Annotated in this window: 18 protein-coding genes; 12 read left to right on the top strand and 6 right to left on the bottom strand. The window is 69.2% G+C overall.

Annotation, left to right across the window (positions count from 1 at the left end):
• Nucleotides 1-439: 439 nt before the first annotated feature.
• Nucleotides 440-646: a hypothetical protein gene (locus G6N49_RS23225; RefSeq protein ID WP_041924946.1), complete on the top strand. Its 207-nt coding sequence runs from the start codon at nucleotides 440-442 to the stop codon at nucleotides 644-646.
• Nucleotides 647-858: 212 nt separating this feature from the next.
• On the opposite strand, the gene G6N49_RS23220 is transcribed toward G6N49_RS23225, so the two are convergent.
• A complete protein-coding gene (locus tag G6N49_RS23220; protein ID WP_011854148.1) occupies nucleotides 859-1,878 on the bottom strand; it encodes an aldo/keto reductase in 1,020 nt (339 codons plus the stop codon).
• Between the two features lie 84 nt (nucleotides 1,879-1,962).
• On the opposite strand from G6N49_RS23220, the gene G6N49_RS23215 reads away from it, so the two are divergent.
• Nucleotides 1,963-2,568, top strand: coding sequence for a TetR/AcrR family transcriptional regulator (locus tag G6N49_RS23215; RefSeq protein ID WP_011557462.1), 606 nt, complete (start codon nucleotides 1,963-1,965; stop codon nucleotides 2,566-2,568).
• A 296-nt stretch (nucleotides 2,569-2,864) separates the two neighbouring features.
• On the top strand, nucleotides 2,865-3,701 hold the full coding sequence (locus tag G6N49_RS23210) for a hypothetical protein (protein WP_235679570.1): 837 nt from the start codon (nucleotides 2,865-2,867) through the stop codon (nucleotides 3,699-3,701).
• Nucleotides 3,702-3,725: 24 nt separating this feature from the next.
• Here the strand turns inward: G6N49_RS23210 and G6N49_RS23205 are convergent, their stop codons facing one another.
• Together G6N49_RS23205 and G6N49_RS23200 are read right to left on the bottom strand one after the other, a co-directional pair.
• Nucleotides 3,726-4,754, bottom strand: coding sequence for an alpha/beta fold hydrolase (locus G6N49_RS23205; protein WP_011557464.1), 1,029 nt, complete (start codon nucleotides 4,752-4,754; stop codon nucleotides 3,726-3,728).
• Nucleotides 4,755-4,858: 104 nt separating this feature from the next.
• Nucleotides 4,859-6,418: a protein kinase family protein gene (locus tag G6N49_RS23200; protein WP_179967786.1), complete on the bottom strand. Its 1,560-nt coding sequence runs from the start codon at nucleotides 6,416-6,418 to the stop codon at nucleotides 4,859-4,861.
• 154 nt (nucleotides 6,419-6,572) lie between these two features.
• On the opposite strand from G6N49_RS23200, the gene G6N49_RS23195 reads away from it, so the two are divergent.
• On the top strand, nucleotides 6,573-7,010 hold the full coding sequence (locus tag G6N49_RS23195; protein ID WP_179967785.1) for a hypothetical protein: 438 nt from the start codon (nucleotides 6,573-6,575) through the stop codon (nucleotides 7,008-7,010).
• 50 nt (nucleotides 7,011-7,060) lie between these two features.
• Here the strand turns inward: G6N49_RS23195 and G6N49_RS23190 are convergent, their stop codons facing one another.
• Complete coding sequence (locus G6N49_RS23190) at nucleotides 7,061-7,636, bottom strand: TetR/AcrR family transcriptional regulator (RefSeq protein WP_011854151.1); 576 nt, start codon at nucleotides 7,634-7,636, stop codon at nucleotides 7,061-7,063.
• A 73-nt stretch (nucleotides 7,637-7,709) separates the two neighbouring features.
• Between G6N49_RS23190 and G6N49_RS23185 the strand changes: the two genes are divergently transcribed.
• From G6N49_RS23185 to G6N49_RS23160, 6 genes are read left to right on the top strand one after another with little or no spacing between them, the layout of a single operon-like run.
• Entirely contained in the window at nucleotides 7,710-8,717 is a 1,008-nt protein-coding gene (locus G6N49_RS23185) for an NAD-dependent epimerase/dehydratase family protein (RefSeq protein WP_011854152.1), read from the top strand.
• Nucleotides 8,717-10,933: an acyl-CoA dehydrogenase family protein gene (locus G6N49_RS23180; RefSeq protein ID WP_011854153.1), complete on the top strand. Its 2,217-nt coding sequence runs from the start codon at nucleotides 8,717-8,719 to the stop codon at nucleotides 10,931-10,933. Before G6N49_RS23185 ends, G6N49_RS23180 begins: the two co-directional genes overlap by 1 nt.
• A 13-nt stretch (nucleotides 10,934-10,946) precedes the next feature.
• Entirely contained in the window at nucleotides 10,947-12,155 is a 1,209-nt protein-coding gene (locus G6N49_RS23175) for a thiolase family protein (RefSeq protein ID WP_011854154.1), read from the top strand.
• A gap of 4 nt (nucleotides 12,156-12,159) precedes the next feature.
• Nucleotides 12,160-12,576 carry a Zn-ribbon domain-containing OB-fold protein gene (locus G6N49_RS23170; RefSeq protein ID WP_011854155.1) on the top strand — a complete coding sequence of 139 codons (417 nt, stop codon included), beginning with the start codon at nucleotides 12,160-12,162 and terminating at the stop codon, nucleotides 12,574-12,576.
• Complete coding sequence (locus G6N49_RS23165; RefSeq protein WP_011854156.1) at nucleotides 12,573-12,980, top strand: nuclear transport factor 2 family protein; 408 nt, start codon at nucleotides 12,573-12,575, stop codon at nucleotides 12,978-12,980. The genes G6N49_RS23170 and G6N49_RS23165 overlap by 4 nt, the downstream gene beginning before the upstream one ends.
• Entirely contained in the window at nucleotides 12,977-13,789 is an 813-nt protein-coding gene (locus G6N49_RS23160; RefSeq protein WP_011854157.1) for an SDR family NAD(P)-dependent oxidoreductase, read from the top strand. The genes G6N49_RS23165 and G6N49_RS23160 overlap by 4 nt, the downstream gene beginning before the upstream one ends.
• A gap of 23 nt (nucleotides 13,790-13,812) precedes the next feature.
• On the opposite strand, the gene modA is transcribed toward G6N49_RS23160, so the two are convergent.
• Nucleotides 13,813-14,553: a molybdate ABC transporter substrate-binding protein gene (gene modA, locus G6N49_RS23155; protein WP_011854158.1), complete on the bottom strand. Its 741-nt coding sequence runs from the start codon at nucleotides 14,551-14,553 to the stop codon at nucleotides 13,813-13,815.
• The gene (locus G6N49_RS23150) at nucleotides 14,550-14,954 is read right to left on the bottom strand and encodes a TOBE domain-containing protein (RefSeq protein WP_011854159.1); all 405 of its coding nucleotides are present in this window, start codon (nucleotides 14,952-14,954) and stop codon (nucleotides 14,550-14,552) included. Before G6N49_RS23150 ends, modA begins: the two co-directional genes overlap by 4 nt.
• Nucleotides 14,955-15,146: 192 nt before the next feature.
• Between G6N49_RS23150 and G6N49_RS23145 the strand changes: the two genes are divergently transcribed.
• Together G6N49_RS23145 and G6N49_RS23140 are read left to right on the top strand one after the other, a co-directional pair.
• Nucleotides 15,147-17,147 (top strand): SaeA-related protein, encoded by a 2,001-nt coding sequence (locus tag G6N49_RS23145; protein WP_011854160.1) that lies wholly within the window; start codon nucleotides 15,147-15,149, stop codon nucleotides 17,145-17,147.
• Nucleotides 17,144-19,633 (top strand): GAP1-N2 domain-containing protein, encoded by a 2,490-nt coding sequence (locus tag G6N49_RS23140; protein ID WP_011854161.1) that lies wholly within the window; start codon nucleotides 17,144-17,146, stop codon nucleotides 19,631-19,633. The genes G6N49_RS23145 and G6N49_RS23140 overlap by 4 nt, the downstream gene beginning before the upstream one ends.

The following is a 19,633-nucleotide window of genomic DNA, read 5'->3' as shown; positions in this document are numbered from 1 at the left end:
AAAGGTTGTGGAAATTTCGGCCCGATACAGCAACTTCGGGCGGGACCCGCATCGCAACGTTGGCCCGCGTTCCTCAGCTTGCGACAATCAGCCGATCCCGCAGGCCGACGCGAGGCTCACCAGCCTTAACGACGCCCAGGCAGATCGGCCTCTGCGCATCGGAAAAGGCTGTGGACAAACCCGTAAAACCCAGTGGAAGCGACCGCAGAAACCCATACTGACCAGCACAACTGAACCGCCCACAGCGAGCGGTTCATGAACCGCAGGCGCAGAGGTCACGAACTCATACGGGTTCGTGACCTCTGTGTTTGGCGAGGGTGGGGCGGCAGTACGACTCCACGCTGCGCTGGGGACGACGTCGCGTGGGTCGCCATAATCGTTGAAGCGCATCTGATCCGGCCGGGGGCCGCCCTCTCGGGGCACCGAGGAGTTGTAGGGCGTGCACGTGCAGTCGGTGCTCGATCAAGTTGACTCCTCCGGCCCGCACCGCTTCGGCGGCGACGGTATCGGTCAACGCGAAGTCGATGGCGTCGACGACGTCGCTCTTGCCGGGGCCATCGGGCCCGACTACGACAAGCGAGTGGCGATCCAGTTTCGGATCCAAAACCGCCGGATGCCGCGAAACTCCTCGTGTGGCCGGCCTTGATCCAAATCACGACCGAGGAGCGTCACGAGCTGGTCTGCCTCTGCTGCGGGCACCTCATCGACGTCCGGCAGCCGTGAACGGCGGCAGCACTTTGGACTCGATACGAGACGCGCCAACCCTTCCTATTGAGTCTCGTTGATACGGACGGCGCGGTCATGTCACGTGTGGAAATCGCTAGAGTTTGCTGAACGCTTCGCGTGCGGGGTCCGAGACTATGCGGCCGCGCGCTCAGCGAGCGGGCGGCGACGAAGTGCGGCCTTTTGTATGGCAGGCGGGGTGTGGTCTTGGTCCAGGGGCCCAGCGTCGGTGCCTGGGGGCACGATGTCGTCTATCTCGTCGAGAACGTCGTCGCCGAGGACGGTGTCGGTGCCGGTGAGTAGATCATCAAGGTGGCTCATGGTCCGCGCGCCGAGCAGCGCGCCCGTCACGCCGGGATGGGCGATGGTGAACGCCATAGCCAGGTGCGGCATGCTCAGGCCGGCCTGCGCGGCAACGGGAATCAGGCGCTCGACTGCATCTAGACGGCGTTGGTCGTGAAACGAGGAGAGCAGCTGGGCGCGAATGACGTCGTTGTCGTGACCGCGACGCACACGCCCGGTGAGCATGCCTTGCCCCAGTGGTCCCCATACGAGGACACCTAGGCCGTACTGCTGGGCTATAGGTAGCACTTCGCGTTCAATGCCGCGATTGAGGATTGAGTACGGCGGTTGCTCAGTGTGCGGTCGCTCGTATCCGTGCCGCTCGGCAATCCACTGCGCCTGCACAAGATTTGAGGCAGGAAGGGTGGAGGTTCCGAAGGCACGGATCTTCCCGCTGCGGACCAGGTCTGTCAAAGCCGACAGGGTTTCTTCGAGGTCGGTGTCGGGATCGGAGCGATGCAGTTGGTAGATGTCGATGTAGTCGGTCTGCAGTCGGCGTAGCGAGTTCTCCACTGCAGCAACGATCCAGCGGCGCGACGCGCCTCGATGGTTGGGGTTGTCGTCCACGGGCCTACCGAACTTGGTGGCCAGGACGACGTCGTCGCGGCGGCCCTTGAGCGCATGACCGACGATGTCTTCGGAGTCTTCATAAGCGTCGGCGGTGTCGATCAGGTTGATGCCAGCATCGAGCGCGCGATGAATGACATCGACTGATTCCTGTTTCGAGTTGCCCATGCGGGTGGCGAACATCATCGCGCCGAGGCCGATGGCGCTCACCTGTATTCCAGTCCGTCCGAGGGTTCGGTATCTCATCGTGTGCCTCCGTCTCAAGGTCGAACAGTATCTGGAACCTCTTTCCGGTAATATACGGAACGATGTTCCATTAAGCTAGAGGCCATGGCAGGTCGACCCGAGCGCGCAGGCGTGACCAACGCCAGCATCAACACGGGGCGCCGCCAACGCCTTGACGCTCAACGCAACGTCCTCTCGATCCTGGAGGCAGCGAAGACAACCTTTGCGGACAGCGGTGTCGATGTTCCCGCTAGAACCATCACCGACCTGGCCGGTGTGGGCGTGGGGACGCTTTACCGCCACTTCCCACGCAGATCCGATCTCATCCTCGCTGTCATCGAGCGCGAGATCGATGACTGCATCGAGGCAGCGCATGAGTTGACCGCACGCATGGAACCCCGCGATGCGTTGGTGGCCTGGGTCAGCCGATTCGCGGAGTTTGTGCGCACCAAACACGGCCTCGCGAACGCGCTGCATTCCGGAGATCCTGCCTACACCGGCCTGGCCGACACTCTGCTGGACCGTCTTGAGCCGGTCCTGGATTCGCTACTCGAACGGGTACCTCTGAACGTTCGAAACCGCGACACCGTGTCGGCACGCGACGTGCTGACCACGATTGCGCTCATGTGCCAACCGGTGCCCGGCGAAACGTCGTCCTTCAACGAACGCATGACGAAGATCTTCCTTGAGGGTTTGCTGGCCTCCGGGTGATCGCATCGCCACAGGTCGCGGCGTAGGAAGTGACGGTCGGGACTACCGCCGAAGGCCGTCCGATCCAGATCGCCGGGGTTAGCGAAACCGCGCACGCGCGCACTCGGTGACCGCCCGCAGCCGTCTAGTGAGGCAAACTATCCATGTCAGAAAACCTCTGTGTAAAGGCACCTTTCAGTGACCTTCGCTACCTGGTTGACTGCCTGGGACCCCTCACGCGACGGGATTCTGGGCCCTGCTCGCTCGTTCGCCGGCGCAGGCACGAAGCCATCAGCCTGTCGGTACCCGTAGCTAGAATGGGCCAACGCAGTGAGTGGGGGCTCGGGATGGGTAGCAAGCGTTCATCCGACGGATCCGGCGCCATCGGTGGCGCCATCTTCTTCGTCATCGTGCTCATCGCCATGGTGCCCAAACCCGTCTGGATCGCCATCGGCATCGGCGTCGCGGTGATCGTGCTCGGCTGGGTCGCCTACCGCATTTTCGAGGCGGTGGAGAAGAGCCGTGCAGAGGCGGCGGAACGCGAACGCGCGGAGCAGGCAGCGCGAGCGGCTGCCGCGAAGCGGGAGCGTGAAGAGCGGGCGCGCACGGAGAAGCAACGGCGTATCGACACCCTCGGTAAAGCGAATGCGGCGCTGGTCGAATCCGCCCTACGAGCGGTGAAACAGATCGCCGGCTCCGAAGCCGCCCGCGCAGGCTGGCTGGGTGACGTCGACTTCACCGCCGACATCCGGGGGATCACCGAGAACTTCCAGAAGGCGCACGCCCTACGCGGCGTGGCGGGCAAGCTGTCCGCACTGGACAAACCGAGTGCCGAGGACCGCGTGATCCTCGCCGAGGCGAAGACCACCGCCGCCAATCTCGAACGCACCGCGATCGAGCGCGTCGAGCTGGTCGGCAAGTGCGCGGTAGAAGCCCAACTCATCGACAAGTCGCTACGCACCGAACGCGAGGATGCGCGGGTCGCGGAGCAGCGCGCGGAACTGCACGCGAAGCTGAGCGCCATGCTGTACGGCATCGGGGCCGCGCCGAACACCACACCCGAGGACTCCGCGGTGGACGCCGTGATGGCCCGAGTGCAGGCCTACCGGGAGATCAAGTATCAGATCGAACAGGCACGCGACGGCCAGTCCTGATCACGCAGCGGTCCGCCGCGGTACTCAGCGCGCCAGCAGATCCTTGAGGGCGGCGTCGATGAACTGGTTGTCGGCGGGGTTCGCGTCCCCGCCGGCGAAATGCCCGTAAATGCCTGGGATGACGCGCAATTCGGCGTTGGGGATGTGGCTGACGGCGAACTCCTCGTCCTCCGGCGGGAAGTACAGGTCCTTCTCGGCCGGCGCCACGATCATCTTCGCCTTGATGGTCTTGAGCGCCGCGACCTGGTCGCCGTCGAACCCCCGGCCGGGGGTGGCGCCGACGTTGCCGTTCTGCCAGGTCCACAGCATCGCCAACAGATTGTTCGGATCGCGGCGGTCGAGGAAGAAGCCCTCCCAGAAGCCCACGAGGAAGTCCTCGAGTGAGGAGTAGCCCATCTTCTTGTACTCCTGCTGCCAGTAGAACGCCTGCGAGAAACCCCACCCGGCGTAGACGCGGGCGGCCGCACGCAGCCCCTTGGTCGGCTTCTCGGTGTACCAGCCCTCCTTGAAAGCGGCGTCGGCGGTGAGCGCCGACTTGACGCCTTCGAGGAACACGATGTTGTGTTCACTGGTCTTCGACGAGCCGCAGAACGGCAGCGCGCGCTGCACCATGTCCGGATAACTGACGGCCCACTGGTAGGTCTGCCCGGCACCCATGGACCAGCCCGTGACGAGTGGAAGGGTCTCGATCCCGAACGACGTGACGAGCTTGTGCTGCTGCTCGACCTGGTCGTAGAAGGTCACGTGCGGGAATCGTGCGGCGTCGTACGGCGGCGGTGTGTTCGACGGTGACGACGAGAGCCCGTTGCCGAGCATGTTCGGGACGATGATGAAGTACTTGGTCGGGTCTAGCGCCATACCCTCGCCGATCAGCCACTCGTTGTCCCAATGGCGTCCGGAGTACCAGGTCGGATAGACGATGGCGTTGGTCTTGTCGGCATTCAGCTCGCCATAGGTCTTGTACGCGAGCTTGGCGTCGCGCAGCGTGGCGCCGTGCTGCAGCGTCACGTCGCCGAGGTCGAAGATTTCGTAGTCCTGCGGGAACTCATCCATCAAAACGGCCTCTTCCTCGTCGCATGCACCACCATGGCCGGCAACCGAAATGCGCTGGCTGACCGGAGCGTAACGAAGCAGAGCCGTTGGCGTCGGGCAAACCGCTACGCCGGCGGCGCGGGCGGATGCAGCGTGATCTCGGAGACCGCGGCTTGATTGCGGCCGTCGGTGCTGCCCAGGGTGCTCACCCACACGAGGACGTGCTTGACCGGTTCACGGCTGCGCACCGCAATGGTGTTGCGGCCCGGCTGCATCGGCGTGGGCGCGCTGATCTCCGTGGTGTCGCCGAGCGCGGCGGGGGACTGTCCGGGCGCCGACCGAACCTGCACGACCGTACCGGTGCTCCCGAGATCGACCTCGACCGATCCGAGCGTCGTCGGAGCCGGCAACTCCAGCATCAACCCCAGCCCCTCCTTGAACTCGGGGAAGGGATCGGCGTCGTAGTACCGGTCTGTCGACCACGCGGTGGCTGGGTCGCCGTCGATCACGCGACCCGCTTCCCCGGGGTTGTCCGGCCTGCCGTCGGTCGAGAACACCTCCGCCCTCACCGGCTTGACCGGCGCATCCGCCGCGGCAGCCTTGACCGTCTCCTCGGGGACCTTCGGTGCGACCGACGTCGGGCCGTCCTGCAAGCCCAGTTGCCCGGCATCCATCGCCGGGGTCTCGTCAGGAGCCTGCAACACCTCGTTGACGCTCGAGCCCAGCATCACCACACCCGCCGTGACGACCGCCGCGGCGGCGCCGATCGTCGCGCGCAGCACGCTCTTGCGGGCTTCCTGCGCCTGTTCGTCCGGTCCGAAGTTGCGGAACGCGGCATACGCCCCCGGCGGCGGTGGATCCAGCGGCGGCAGGACGCGGATGTCGGCACCGTCGTCGCGGCCGTCGCGCGCGGCCTGCCGAAGCATCGTCAGAACTGTCGCGGCACTCGTGATCCCGGGTTCGGGCCGCACCAGACCGGAGGCCGTCGCCGACACCAAATACGGTGTCCCAGGTCGCAACTCGGCCAACTGCGCGGGTTCCGACACGTCTTCGGGCCAACATTTCGCGAGCAGCGCGTAGAGGCAACCACCGATACCGCGCAAGTCGGTGTGCGGTGCGCCGTCGGGCAGGGTCGCCGGGAACGCCAGCACCGCGCGGGCGTCCGAACTGATCCGGACGCGTGCCGGATCGTCGATACTCAGGTGCATACCGGCGCGATGTGAGGCCTCGGCGGCCATGGCGAGCGATTCCAGCGCTGCGGCGGCGGCTTCCGGCGCAGGGTCGGTGTCCGCCACTTCCCGCAGACTGCCCCCGGCCACCCAATCCGCCACGACGACACCGCATTGCCCGGTATGGAGGACGTCCAGGATCGTCGCGATACCAGGTGCGTCGACCCCGCGCAGTCGGACGGTGAGCGACAGAATTTCGTTGACCCATTCGATCGGCAGGTTCGAGCGCGGATCCACCAGCGTCACCGCCACCGCGCGACCCGCGGCCAGGTCGACGGCCTGCCAGAATTCGAGCACCCCGGAGGTGCCGTGACAGACGAGAAGCCGATAGCGACCGCCGACGATGCATCCGGGTACCTGGGTGGTCGCGGGATTGAGCGCGCGTCCCGGGGCAGGAAGCGGTTGCGTCGGCCGCTCCGCCGAAGCCCCCGGATCCTGATGCTCGATAGTCGTCACAGTCCAGCACCTCGTCAGCTCAACGCATCCGTCTTCCGGACGGGCATAGCCGCGGCGGGCCTGCGCCAAACCGTAACCGGCCGACCGAGGCGATGTCGAACGCGTCACCAATCGGGGTGGTTTGAAGATCAGTGACGGCGGCAAAGCCTTAGTCATGCGAAACAAATTGAGTAAAGCCGCCGCCCCCGCGTTGTTCGCAGGCGTCGCCGCAAGTGCGATCGCGCTGGCCCCGGCGGCATTCGGTAGCACAGGAAGTTTCGTAAACCAGCCGCCGCCGTGCGTGGCCGCCGACGGCACCGCATGCGCCGCCATCCCCGGCGGTCCCGGTGGTGTCGCGGGTCCGGACGGCGCCGCGGGCGCCATTCCGGGCGGACCCAGCGGCGCTGCAGGCCCTGAGGGCGCGGCGGGTGCGATCCCGGGTGGTCCGGTCGGTGAGGCCGGTCCGGGTGGCGCCAGCGCTGCGATCCCGGGTGGTCCGGTGGGTGAGGCCGGTCCCGGCGGCGCCAGCGGCGCCATCCCCGGCGGACCCAGCGGCTCTGTCGGCCCGGACGGGGTCGAGGGCTGTATCCCCGCCGTCGGCTGCATCGGGTAACCACGAACGAACAACCGCAGGGGCCGGGTCGCGCCACGACCCGGCCTCTGTCAGTTCGCCAGGTTCTCGACGACCAACCGAGCGGTCCGCTGTGCGCGGGACCGTGAGTACGCACAGCCCTCGCGCTGAATCGCGTACACGACGCCACCCACGATCGCCTCGGCCGCCGACTCCGCAGTCGGCGCATCGACCCCCGCGGCCAACAGCCGGTCGCGCACCGAGACATGCAGTGGGTCACCGAAACCCGCCCGCAGCCGCGCGGCGGTGTCCTCGTGTTCCATCGACGCGACGGTGAGGATCCGCAACATCGCATTGCCTCGCGGGCTGGTCAGCGTTGCCGCCAGCTTGCCGATCCACGACACCACGTCGGCCACCAGATTCCCGGAGTCTCGCACCGGCAGCAGGATCTCGTGCGCATCCTCGAGCAGCACGTCGGCGACCAGCGCGGGCCGACTCGGCCACCAGCGGTAGATCGTCTGCTTACCCACCCCGGCGCGGGCAGCGACCGCCTCGATGCTCAGCCCGTCGAAGCCCCGCTGCAACAGCAACTCGCGCGTGGCGGCGATGATCGCCACCCGCGACTTCTCACTGCGCCGCCGTGGCGCAGCAGTCACCCCGTCGGGCATTGCGGGCTGGGTCATCGCCCCGTAGTCTGCCACAGACGAGACGAACCGTCTCGTCTCGAAGAGCAGGAGTTCCGTGGGGAAGAAGCTCGTCATCGGGGCCAGCGGGTTCCTGGGCTCCCACGTCACGCGCCGACTGGTCGAGCGCGGCGACGACGTACGCGTGCTCATCCGCCACACCAGCTCGACCCGCGGCATCGACGGACTGCCCGTCGAACGCCACTACGGCGACATCTTCGACGACGACGCCGTGCGCGCCGCGGTGGCGGGCTGCGACGTCGTCTGCTACTGCGTGGTCGACGCCCGCGCATGGCTGCGGGACCCGGCACCGCTGTGGCGCACCAACGTCGAAGGGCTGCAACGGGTACTCGACGTCGTCGCCGACGCCGACCTGTACCGCTTCGTGTTCACCAGTTCCATCGCCACGATCGGTATCGCCGACTCCGGCCCGGCGACCGAGGAGCTGTCCCACAACTGGCTCGACCGGGCGGGCGAGTACGTCCGGACCCGCGTCGCCGCCGAAAACCTGGTGCTGCGATACCACCGCGAACGGGCCCTACCCGCGGTGGCGATGTGCGTGTCCAACACCTATGGCCCCGACGACTGGCTGCCGACACCGCACGGCGGACTCGTCGCCGCCGCGGTGCGCGGGAAGCTGCCGTTCTACATCGACGGCGCCCAGGCCGAGGTGGTCGGTGTGCGCGACGCGGCCGATGCCCTCATCCTGGCCGGCGAACGCGGACGACCGGGGGAGCGCTACATCGTCTCCGAACGGTTCATGACCGCCCGTGAGATCTACCAGACCGCTTGCGCCGCAGTCGGAGTGACACCGCCACAGCGCGGTGTGCCGATCCGGGCGCTGGCCGCCGCCGCGGTGCCCAGCGCGTGGCTGGCCCGCCTGCGCCGCCGCGACACCCGGCTCACGCCGCTGACCATCCGGCTCATGCACATCATGTCGCCGATGGACCATTCCAAGGCCGAACGCGAACTCGGATGGCGTCCGGCACCCACGACGGATGCCCTCGCCGAGGCCGCGGAGTTCTTCGTCGGCAACCGCCGCCGACCCGCCGAGGACCGCCGCTGATGCCGATCGCCCTGACCCCGGAACAGCGGGCGCTCTCCGACGCGGTGCGCGAGTTCGCCGCCCGCCACGCCCCGGTCGAGAAGACCCGCCAGGCCTTCGACGACCTGGCCGCCGGCAACGTCCCGACCTGGTGGGATGACCTGGTGTCCGCCGGATTCCACGCCGTCCACCTGCCCGAGCGCGTGGGCGGGCAGGGCGGGGATCTGGTCGACACCGCCTGTGTGGTCGAGGCGGCCGCGCAGGCGATGCTGCCCGGCCCGCTGCTGTCCACGGTGGCCACGGGCGCCGTCGCGCTGCTCGCCGACACGGCCACGTCCGAATCGCTGCTACGCGACCTCGCGGGCGGCACGACCGCGGCCGTCATCCTCCCCAATGACGCTGCACTGCAGGCGGTATCGACACCCGACGGGTGGGAGGTCTCGGGTGTCTCCCCGGTGGTGCTCGGCCTGCGCGCCGCACGCCTGCTGCTGGCCGCGGCACACACCGAGGACGGCGGACTGATCTGGTTCGTCGCCGACGCCGACGCCGCGGTGACCGAATGCGAGCGGGGGACCGACCTCACCACCGACGTGGCCCGCGTCCGGTTCGACGGGCACCGGGTGGCGTCCGGGGCCAGGCTGACCGGGATCGACACCGAGCGCGCCCGGTGCACCGTCGCGGCGCTGACGGCGTCCGCGTCGGCGGGCACCATCCGGTGGTGCGTCGACGCCGTCACCGAACATCTGCGCACCCGTGAACAATTCGGCAAACCGATCGGCACGTTCCAGGCGTTGCAGCACCGCGCCGCGGACCTGCTGATCAGCAGCGAACTTGCCACCGCCGCCGCATGGGACGCGGTGCGCTCCGCCGACGAACCCGCCGAGCAGCACGTGATCGCCGCGGCGACCGCCGTCCTGATGGCGGCCGCGCCCGCCCCCGACCTCGTCCTGGACACCCTGACGATGTTCGGCGCCATCGGTTTCACCTGGGAACACGACCTGCACCTCTACTGGCGGCGCGCCACGGCGCTGGCGGCGTCGCTCGGTCCGGCGACGCGGTGGAGCAGGCGACTCGGTGAGCTCACCCGGACCACCGCCAGGGACGTCACCGTGCGACTCGGTGACGCCGACCCCGAGTTCCGGGCCCGCGTAAGCGACGTCCTGGACCGCGCGTCGACACTGCCCAACGACGGACCCCGCCCGCAGGGCGACTACGACCAGTTCGCGACCGGCCCCCAGCGCACCGCCATCGCCGAAGCAGGTCTGATCGCCCCGCACTACCCGGCGCCCTGGGGACTCGACGCCACACCACTGCAGCAGTTGATCATCGACGAGGAGTTCGCGGCCCGGCCGGCCCTGACCCGCCCGTCACTCGGCATCGCCGAATGGATCGTCCCCTCGCTGATCAGCGCGGCCGGGCAGGAGGTGCGCGACCGCCTCATCCCCCCGACCCTGCGCGGTGAGACGGCCTGGTGCCAGCTGTTCAGCGAACCGTCGGCCGGATCCGATCTGGCGTCGCTGACCACCCGGGCCACCAGGGTGGACGGCGGCTGGAAGATCAACGGCCACAAGATCTGGACCTCGTCGGCGCAGCACGCGCACTTCGGCGCGCTGCTCGCCCGCACCGATCCCGACGCCCGCAAGCATCGCGGCATCGGCTACTTCGTCGTCGACATGAGCTCCGAAGGTGTTGAGGTGCAACCCATCCGGCAGGTGACCGGAGACGCGCACTTCAACGAGGTGTTCCTCACCGACGTCTTCGTGCCCGACGAGATGTTGCTCGGCGAACCGACCGGCGGCTGGAATCTGGCCATCGCCACGATGGCACAGGAGCGGGTGGCCATCGGCAACTACGTGCACAACGACCGGGCGGTGGCGCTGCGCGCCCTGGCCCGCACGCCCGGACCCGACCAGGACGCGGCGCTGCGCGCGCTGGGCGACATCGACGCCTACGCCGGATCGATCAAGGCGCTGGGTGTGCGCGAGACGCTGCGGCTGCTCGACGGTCAGCACGCCGGGCCGGCATCGAGCATCGCGAAGGTCGCCACCGCGGCCATGCTGCGGCGCACGTTCGAGGCCACCCTTCGGTTGACCGGTGAGACCGCGCTGCTCGAGGACACCGATCCGCCGGTGGTGCAGCCGTACCTGCACCTGCCGGCCGAACTCGTCGGCGGCGGCACCAGGGAGATCCAGCTCAACATCATCGCCCAGATGGTGCTCGGGCTACCTCGTGGATGACAGGGAGACACGGATGGGATTGCGTGGTGAGGCGGCGATCGTCGGCTATGTCGAGTTGCCGCCGGAGCGGCTGAACAAGGCCGGCCCGGCACCGTTCCTCCTCGAACAGTGGGCGGAGCTCAGTGCGGCCGCGCTCGAGGACGCGGGTCTGCCCGCCGAATCGGTGAACGGCATCGTCACCTCGCACATCGGGGAGTCCGAGATCTTCGTCCCGTCGACGGTGGCCGAATACCTCGGGGTGGACGCCAATTTCGCCGAGATCCTCGACCTCGGCGGCGCCAGCGCGGCCGGGATGGTCTGGCGGGCGGCGGCGGCGATCGAACTCGGGCTGTGCGACGTGGTGCTGTGCGCACTGCCCGCGCGGTATCTGACCCCGACGTCGGACAAGAAGCCCGCACCGCTCGTCGACGCGATGTTCTTCGGATCGTCGAGCAACCGGTTCGGTTCTCCGCAGGCCGAATTCGAGATCCCCTACGGCAACCTCGGTCAGAACGGTCCCTACGGTCAGGTCGCCCAGCGCTACGCGGCCGTCTACGGCTACGACGAGCGGGCGATGGCCAAGATCGTCGTCGACCAACGGGTCAACGCCAACCACACCGAGGGTGCGGTGTGGAAGGACAAACCGCTCACCATCGAAGACGTTCTCGCCAGCCCCGTGATCGCCGATCCGCTGCACATGCTCGAGATCGTGATGCCGTGTGTCGGCGGGGCGGCGGTCGTGGTCGCGAGCGCCGACATTGCCAGGCGCGCCAAGCGACGGCCGGTGTGGATCAAGGGTTTCGGCGAGCACGTCCCGTTCAAGACCCCCACCTACGCCCGCGATCTGCTGCAGACACCGATCACGAAGGCCGCCGACACCGCGTTCGCGATGACGGGCCTGGGCCGCGCCGATATGGACATGGTGTCGATCTACGACTGCTACACCATCACCGTGCTGCTGAGCCTCGAGGACGCCGGGTTCTGCGAGAAGGGCAAGGGGATGGCGTTCGTCAGCGACCACGACCTGACGTTCCGCGGCGACTTCCCGCTCAACACCGCGGGCGGACAACTCGGGTTCGGCCAGGCCGGCCTCGCCGGCGGCATGCACCACGTGTGTGACGCCACCCGCCAGATCATGGGCCGCGCCGGCGCCGCCCAGGTGGCGGACTGCAACCGGGCGTTCGTCTCGGGCAACGGCGGCATCCTGTCCGAACAGACCACCCTCATCCTGGAAGGTGACTGACCCGATGACCACCTTCGAACGGCCGATGCCGGTCAAGACGCCGACCTCCGCACCCTTCTGGGATGCGCTGGCCGAACACAAGATCCGCATCCAGTACTCACCGTCGTCGGATGCCTACGTGTTCTACCCGCGGGTGCGGGCGCCCCGCACCCTGGCCGATGACCTCGAGTGGCGCGAGATCTCCGGCCTCGGCACGCTGTACTCCTACACCGTCGCCCGCCGCCCGGTGGGACCGCACTTCGCCGATGCCGTCCCGCTGCTCACCGCGGTCGTCGAATGGGATGAGGGGCCGCGCTTTTCGACCGAGTTGGTCAACGTCGCACCGGAGGACATCCGGGTCGGGATGCGGGTACGCCCGGTGTTCTTCGACTACCCCGACCACGACGTCACGATGCTGCGCTACGAACCGGACGTCGCATGACCGACCGCGACGACATCGCCGACGTCCTGATCCGCTACGCCACCGGCATCGACCGCCGCGACTGGCCGCTGTTCCGGACCGTGTTCACCGACGACTGCGCCCTCGACTACGGCGACATCGGCACCTTCGACGGCGTCGACGCGGTCACCGAGTTCATGGACCAGGCGCACGCGATGGCCGGTCACACCCTGCACCGGCTGACGAACTTCGCCATCGACGTCGACGGTGACAGCGCCCGCGCCCGCGCGTACGTCGACGCACTGATCTTCGCCCCGGACAACGCTTCCGGCGTGAACGCCGTCGGGTTCTACGACGACGAACTGGTCCGGACCCCGGCCGGGTGGCGCATCGCGCGGCGCCGGTTCACCACCGTCCGGGTCAGCCCCGTCGGAGGACAGTCGTGACGTTCGCGCAGAAGTACGGCCCGTGGGCCGTGGTGGCCGGCGCATCCGACGGTCTGGGCGCCGCCTTCGCCGAGCGGATCGCCGAGAACGGCGTCAACGTGGTGCTGCTGGCCCGCAGGCAGTCCGTGCTCGACGACGTGGCCGCGGGCATCCGCGACCGCACGGGCGTCGAAACTCGCACGCTGGCAATCGACCTCACCGATCCAGCCGCCACCGGCGCCGTCGCCGACGCCACCGACGACCTCGAAATCGGGTTCCTGGTGTACTGCGCGGGCGCTGACCCGGCGTTCGAACCGTTCCTCGCGCAACCGATCGAAGCCGCCGAGGCGATGGTGCAGCGCAACTGTGTGGCGCCGATGCGGCTGTGCCACCATTTCGCGCCGGCGATGGCCGCACGCGGGCGCGGCGGCATCGTGATCTTCGGGTCGGGCGCCGGACTGGCCGGCGGCCCGAACATGGTGGCCTACGCCGCCACCAAGGCGTTCGACATGGTGTTCGCCGAAGCCCTGTGGGCCGAACTGCACGATACGGGCGTCGACGTGCTCGGTCTGATCCTCGGCAAGACCGACACCCCCGCACTGCGGACCCTGGAACACCGTCGCGGTCAGATCGCCTCGACGGAGCAGACGCCGCCCGGCGCCGTCCCGGTCGCAGACGTCGTCTCCGAGGCCTTCGACAACCTCGCCAACGGACCCACCTGGATCGTCGGGGAAGATCTGCGCGCCGCCACCCAGATGATGGGGTCGATCAGCCGCAGCGATGCGGTGCGGTTCATCGTCGAGGCGTCCCGCGACGCGATGGGGCCGTAGCCTCAGGGCGCAGCGAAACAGCCTCAGGGCGCAGCGAAACCGTTGCGGCGCAACACCGTCTGCCCCGCCGTGCCGGTCACTGCCGCCAGGAACTGCCGTGCGCCGGTGGCGTTCTGCGACTCCTTCAGCACCGCGATCGGGTAGGTGTTGACCGCCCGCGCGGACTCGGGAAATGGCACCGCCGTGACCCGCTCTCCGGCGTCGCGCGCGTCGGTGACGTACACCAGCCCGGCGTCGGCCTGGCCGCTGGTCACCTTGTTGAGGACGTCGGTGACCGACGACTCCTCACTGACCGGGCGCAGATCCACCCCGGCCGCCTCCTCGACGGCGGAAGCGGCGTGGCCGCACGGCACCTGGGGGGCGCAGAGGACGACGCGCACCTCCGGATCGGACAGGTCGCGCAGCGACCGGATTCCCTTCGGGTTGCCCGGCGTGACGGCGATGGTCAGCGTGTTCGCCGCGAAGTCGACCGGTGCGCCGTCCAGTAGGCCGGCCTCGGCGGCGCGGTCCATGTTGCGGTGGTCGGCCGAGGCGAAGACGTCGGCGTACGCGCCCTGGGTGAGCTGGGTGACCAGATCCGATGAGCCGGCGAACGAGAACTCGACGTCCATCCCCGGGTGGCCGCGTTCGAACTGCTCGGCGATCTCGGCGAATGACGTACGCAGCGACGCGGCGGCGAAGACCGTCAGGGTCGACGGATCCCGTTGTGCGCCACACCCACCGAGTACGACGACCAGTAGGAGGGTGAGGGCGAACCGGGTCACGGCTGCGCCGGCGTCTCGACGATGACCGTGGTGGCCTTTACGACGGCCACGGCCACACTGCCCGGTTCGAGTCCCAGCTCGCGCACCGCGGCGGTGCTCATCAGCGACACCACCGTGAAGGGTCCGCACTGCATCTCGACCTGCGACATGACGGTGTCGCTGACGACGTCGGTGACCAGACCCGCGAATCGGTTGCGGGCCGAACTGGGGGTGCCGAGCGGATCCTTCGGTGCGGTCGCGGGGTTTCCGCGGGCGAAAGCGGCCAGTTCGGCGCCGTCGACGACCTTGCGTCCGGACGCGTCGGCCGATGCGGCGAGGCTGCCGTCGTCGATCCACCGTCGGACGGTGTCGTCGCTGACGCCCAGCAACTCGGCGGCCTGGCGGACCCGGATCTTCGGCATGCGCGCAATGCTAACAACCGCATGCGCGGTCATTTCGACCTCCTTGACCCGCAGACGCGGAGACGCGGGTACGTGATCGGTGGCTGCCCCGCCGTCTTCAGCCGTATCGGTGGATAATTTGCTGTCCTTGGTGGTGGAATCTGACGCAATGCACACAAGCGGGGGTGGCGTCGTGACAAGAGGTCCGTTGCGGTGACCGAACACCCGCAGGCGGACGACGATCCGCGCCTCGGCGCGCTGCTGGAATGGCGCCAACGGCTCATCGACTCCGGCGCGGTGTCGGCCCGCAGCTTCAAAGAGGCGCATCTGCGCCTCGTGCTGCGCTCCGGGCGCACCGACGTCGAGCAGATCCGGGCCATGCTGCCCGGGTCCGTCGCCGAACACGCCGACGACATGGCGCGTGTCCTGGCGGAGCTGCCCGCCCGACCCGGCGGATCAGAGGAGGAGATCACCCCGGCCGGGCGCCACCGTGGGGACGACCCGGTTGGGGAACCGCTGTACGAATCAGCGACGCAGGGAGACCATTTCGCGCCGTACGAAGGTGACGGGCCCGGCGCCGCCGCACACAGCGTGACGCTGCACCGCCGCCGCGACACCGGAGCGCTCGAACTGCGCTGGCCGCCGATCGACGCCGCGGGCCAGACCGTCGTCTACCGGGTGGTCAGCGGAGAAGACGCCGCGCCCCGCTCGCCGGACACCGGTGACCCGCTCACGGTGACCACCACGACGTCCGCGACCGACGACCGCCCACCGGTCGCCGCGGTGCGCCACTTCCAGGTGTGGGCGAACCTCGGCGCCACCCGGGCCGAAGCGCTGGCGGCGCAACCGGTGCTGCACGCCGCCGGGGTGCTGATCGGCCGGATCACCGACCTCGCGTTGCAGGAGGACTCCGGCCGGGTGGTCGGCCGCTACACCGTCCCGCCCGGGATCAGCGCGGTCTACGTGTACCGGATGCCCGCAGGCGAGGCGCACCGCGACGGACCCCAGTACCGGATCCTCGCCGGACAGGACAACCTCGCCGGGTTCGTCGACATCGACGTCGAACGCGGATACCGCTACGTCTACCGCGTGCGCTGCGCGGCACCCGTCGGCGGCGTGTTGCGGCTGTCGGAGGCCGCCGAGTCCGGTGTGGACGTGTCGGCGGTGCTGGCGCCGGTCACGGATCTGACGATCACCGGAAGCACCGCGGACGCCACCGTCCTCGACCTCGCCTGGACCACCCCACCGGGGGGACGCGTGGTCGTCTACCGCACGCCGACCGGTCCGAGTGCCGGCGCCGAGGCCGACGAGTTGCCCGAGGATGCGCTCGACCAGGTCGGGCTTCCGCCGGAACTGCGTCTGGCGCAACCGGTCACCGAAGAGCGTGACGAGGACGGCCGTGTCCGCACCGCGATGCCCGGCGTCGCCTGGCCGGACCAGTGGAGCCGCGCCTACTTCACCCCGGTCACGCTGATCGGCGGTCGCGCCATGCTGGGCAAGACGTTCTCGACGGTGCGGACCGGGGTGATCCGCGACATCGAACTCGCGGAGTACTGCAACAAACAGGTGCTGACCTTCGACTGGCCCGACGGCGCCGCCTCCGTCGTCGTGTATCTCGCGCCGCCGGGCCACGATCCGCGCAACGGGCTCGGCGGGCACACCTACGAGATCACCCTCGAGGAGTACGAGAAGTACGGCGGTCTGCAGCTTTCGGGTCCACTCCCGGTGCACGGCTGCTCGCTGCACCTCGCGCCGATCGCCTTCACCGGCGGGCGCCGCGTCATGGGCGCGATCGCCAGCATCGACTACCAGGGCCTGCTGCGGTTGCAATACGCCGTGCGGGTCGGCCGCGACGCCGACGGGCGGCCGTTCACCGCGACGATCGCGGTCCGCTCCGAGTACGACCTGCCCGGCTCGCCGGCGTTCGTGTTGGTCAACAATCCGACCCGAATCCCGTTGAGCGTGCACGACGGTGAGCTGGTCGACGTGGCACCGCTCAACGAACAGGGCCAGCTCGCCGCCCCGCCCGCCAAGGAACTGCGGTGGTCGCAGCTGACCACGACCGGCGGAAGCGAACTGTGGGCCGCGAACGTCCGCAACCGGCAGGGCTGGATCCGCCTGTTCGTCAGCACGCCCTCGCCGGCCAGTCTGCGGCTGATCGCCCTGCTCGACCCGCCGGTGGAGCATCTGCGGCTGACTCCGGCGGTGACATGACCGGGCGCTACGGGCAATTGACCTACACCTCGTTCGACACCGCCGCGCACATGGGCGGCTGGCAGGTCAAGGAGACCTCGGCGGACCTGTCTCCCGACGAGGTGCACGCCCTGACCTCCGGGGTGCGTACCGTCTTCCGGCCCGCGCAACCGTTACCCGCCTACCCGACCCCCGAACAACTCGACCGCGGCCCGCGCCGGCTCGCCTACGGCCGCCTCGACCGCAGGCGCGCCGGGTACTGGCACACCGTGCCGTCCGGGTCGGACAGCACCGGCCGCCCCGGAAACGTGTTCGCCCACGCACTTCTCGACCGGGCCGCGGGTGACGGCGCCGACCGGCCCATCCAGTGGTGGCGGTCCGACGGCTGGCTGTGTCCGTACGGTCCGCTCGCCGTGGGCGCGGCCGCGCTGCCCGGTACGCCACCCGCCCCCGGCACGGCGGTGACCAAGGACAGCGTCGTGCGGTTCGCGCTCGATCCGGACGCCTGGCGGCTGGCGACCCTGTTCGGACTGCTCGACGCCGTCGCGGCCGCGCTGGACGGCGGCCCGCCGGTCGTATTGGGCGTGGAATCGGCGGATTCGGCCGCCCAGTGGATCGGGCTGGTCAGCTTCCTGATGTCGGCGGGAACCGCTGCCCGCCTGCATTTCTCGACATTCGACCGCGCCGACCAACTGACCCTGGCCCGACAGAGCGGCCAGCATCTGACGGCGGTGCCCGTCGATGATCTCGAGCACGTCCCCGACGACGTCGTCGCGATCAGCGAACACGCGACCCTGTCGCTCGGGGAACTCGACCACGAACCGCACCGCACCGCCGACGGACGGGCCATCACCGTCACGCCGTGGTCGGCGATGGCGCAGGTGGTGCTGCTCGACGCCGAAGGGGCACGGTCGGTCCTCGACGACATCGACCATTACGCCGCGCAGGTCGCCGACGCCGGCCTGCATCCGGCCTGGCCGCTGGCGATGTCGGTGGCCCATCGGGACGAATTCGCCGACGCGCTCACCGAGGCGTACGCGGTGATCGCCGCGCATTCGCCGCGTGCCGCGAGCGATTCTGTGACCGCCCGCACCGTCGCGGAGGTGATGCGCAACGCATTGGGCACCAGCACCGCCGACGCATGGAAAGCGGTGCAGGACACCGTCGACGGACCGGCGGCCGATCTGGCCGACGTGACGTATCTGTGCCGCGCGGTGGCCGACGAGGATTGGCTGAGCCGACCGGGGCGGATCCCGGCCCGCGAACGCGATTCCGAAAGACGCCCGCCGCCAAGGGAACTACGCGAGTCCCTCGGACCCGCCCTGGCGGCCGCGCAGGCCGGCGGTGCGCACCGGGTGGCGCGTTTGGCGGACCTCCTGCTGCGCTCGGGGATCGACGACGACCGGGTGAGTGCCGCCCTCCGCACCGAGGTGGCCCCGAAGCTGATGGATTCCGAGGCCGCACCGGCCCTGCTGGAAGCGTTGCGCGAGAGCCTCGGCGCACCGACCCGACTGGCGTTGGCGGCCACGCTGCTGCAGGACGGCGACGCGACCGCGGTCAACGGCGATGTCTTCGACTGGTTGGCCGAGGGTGTGCGCGCCCCGGCGCCGCACGACCTGCGGGAAGCCCGGCCGGGGGATCCGGTGTGGACCGCGGCGGCGCTGCGGGGTGCGCGGACGGTGCAGCGCGGTGCTGTCGATCAGGCGGACCGCTGGGCGAGCCTGTGGTGGCTGCGGGTCAGCGGCTCGGAGCGGTTCGAGGAGGTGGCAGGCAGTTCGGTGTGGCACCCCGACGAACTGCTTGCCGCCGTGGGGGATTCGGCCCTCCCGGGTGCGGCGGCGGTCCGCACGCTGGCGGGGGCGCCCCCGTCGGCGGCGCTGGAGCGGCTGGCCCAGACGGTGCTGCGCGCCAACAACGACGACGTCGCGGTGGCGTGTGCGGCGGTGCGGATCTTCGATCCGCGCGGCTGGATCGAACAGGGTTACGCGGCTAGCCACCAGTCCGCCTATGCGCCGCTGTGGGAACGCGCGCTCGAGTCGACCGGCACCGACGCCGTCCACCGCGATTTCGCGGTGCGCCTGGTGACGTTCGCCGCCATCGCCCTCGCGGCCGGGCAGCCCTATCCACCGTCGAGCGCGCTCCTGACGGCCGAACCGCGGGTGGCCGCGGACGCCTTCGGGCAGCTGGCCGCACTGCTCGACGGCTATGTCCTCAACGCCATGTCGGTGCTGGCGGTGGCGGCGCTGCGCTTCGCGCACAACGGCGACGATCCGGCGGCGGTCACCGACGGGATCGAGGAGCTGATCTGGCAGGGCGCGCGGCATGTCATGGCCACCCGCAGGCCCGAGTCGATCGATATCGGCGTGGTCGCCGCCACGATGGCCCGGCTGACCGGCGAACCCAACGACGGTGCCGTCCGCCGGCACCGCAAGACCGTGCTGAAACTGCTGGCCCGCCGCCCGGAGGCGCCGACCGCGCCGATCGCCCGAACCCGCTGGAGCCGTTGA

This window comes from Mycolicibacterium monacense (assembly GCF_010731575.1).
GTDB lineage: Bacteria > Actinomycetota > Actinomycetes > Mycobacteriales > Mycobacteriaceae > Mycobacterium > Mycobacterium monacense.
The sequence above is the reverse complement of the archived record's forward strand: the minus strand, read 5'-3'. Positions and strand labels throughout refer to the sequence as shown.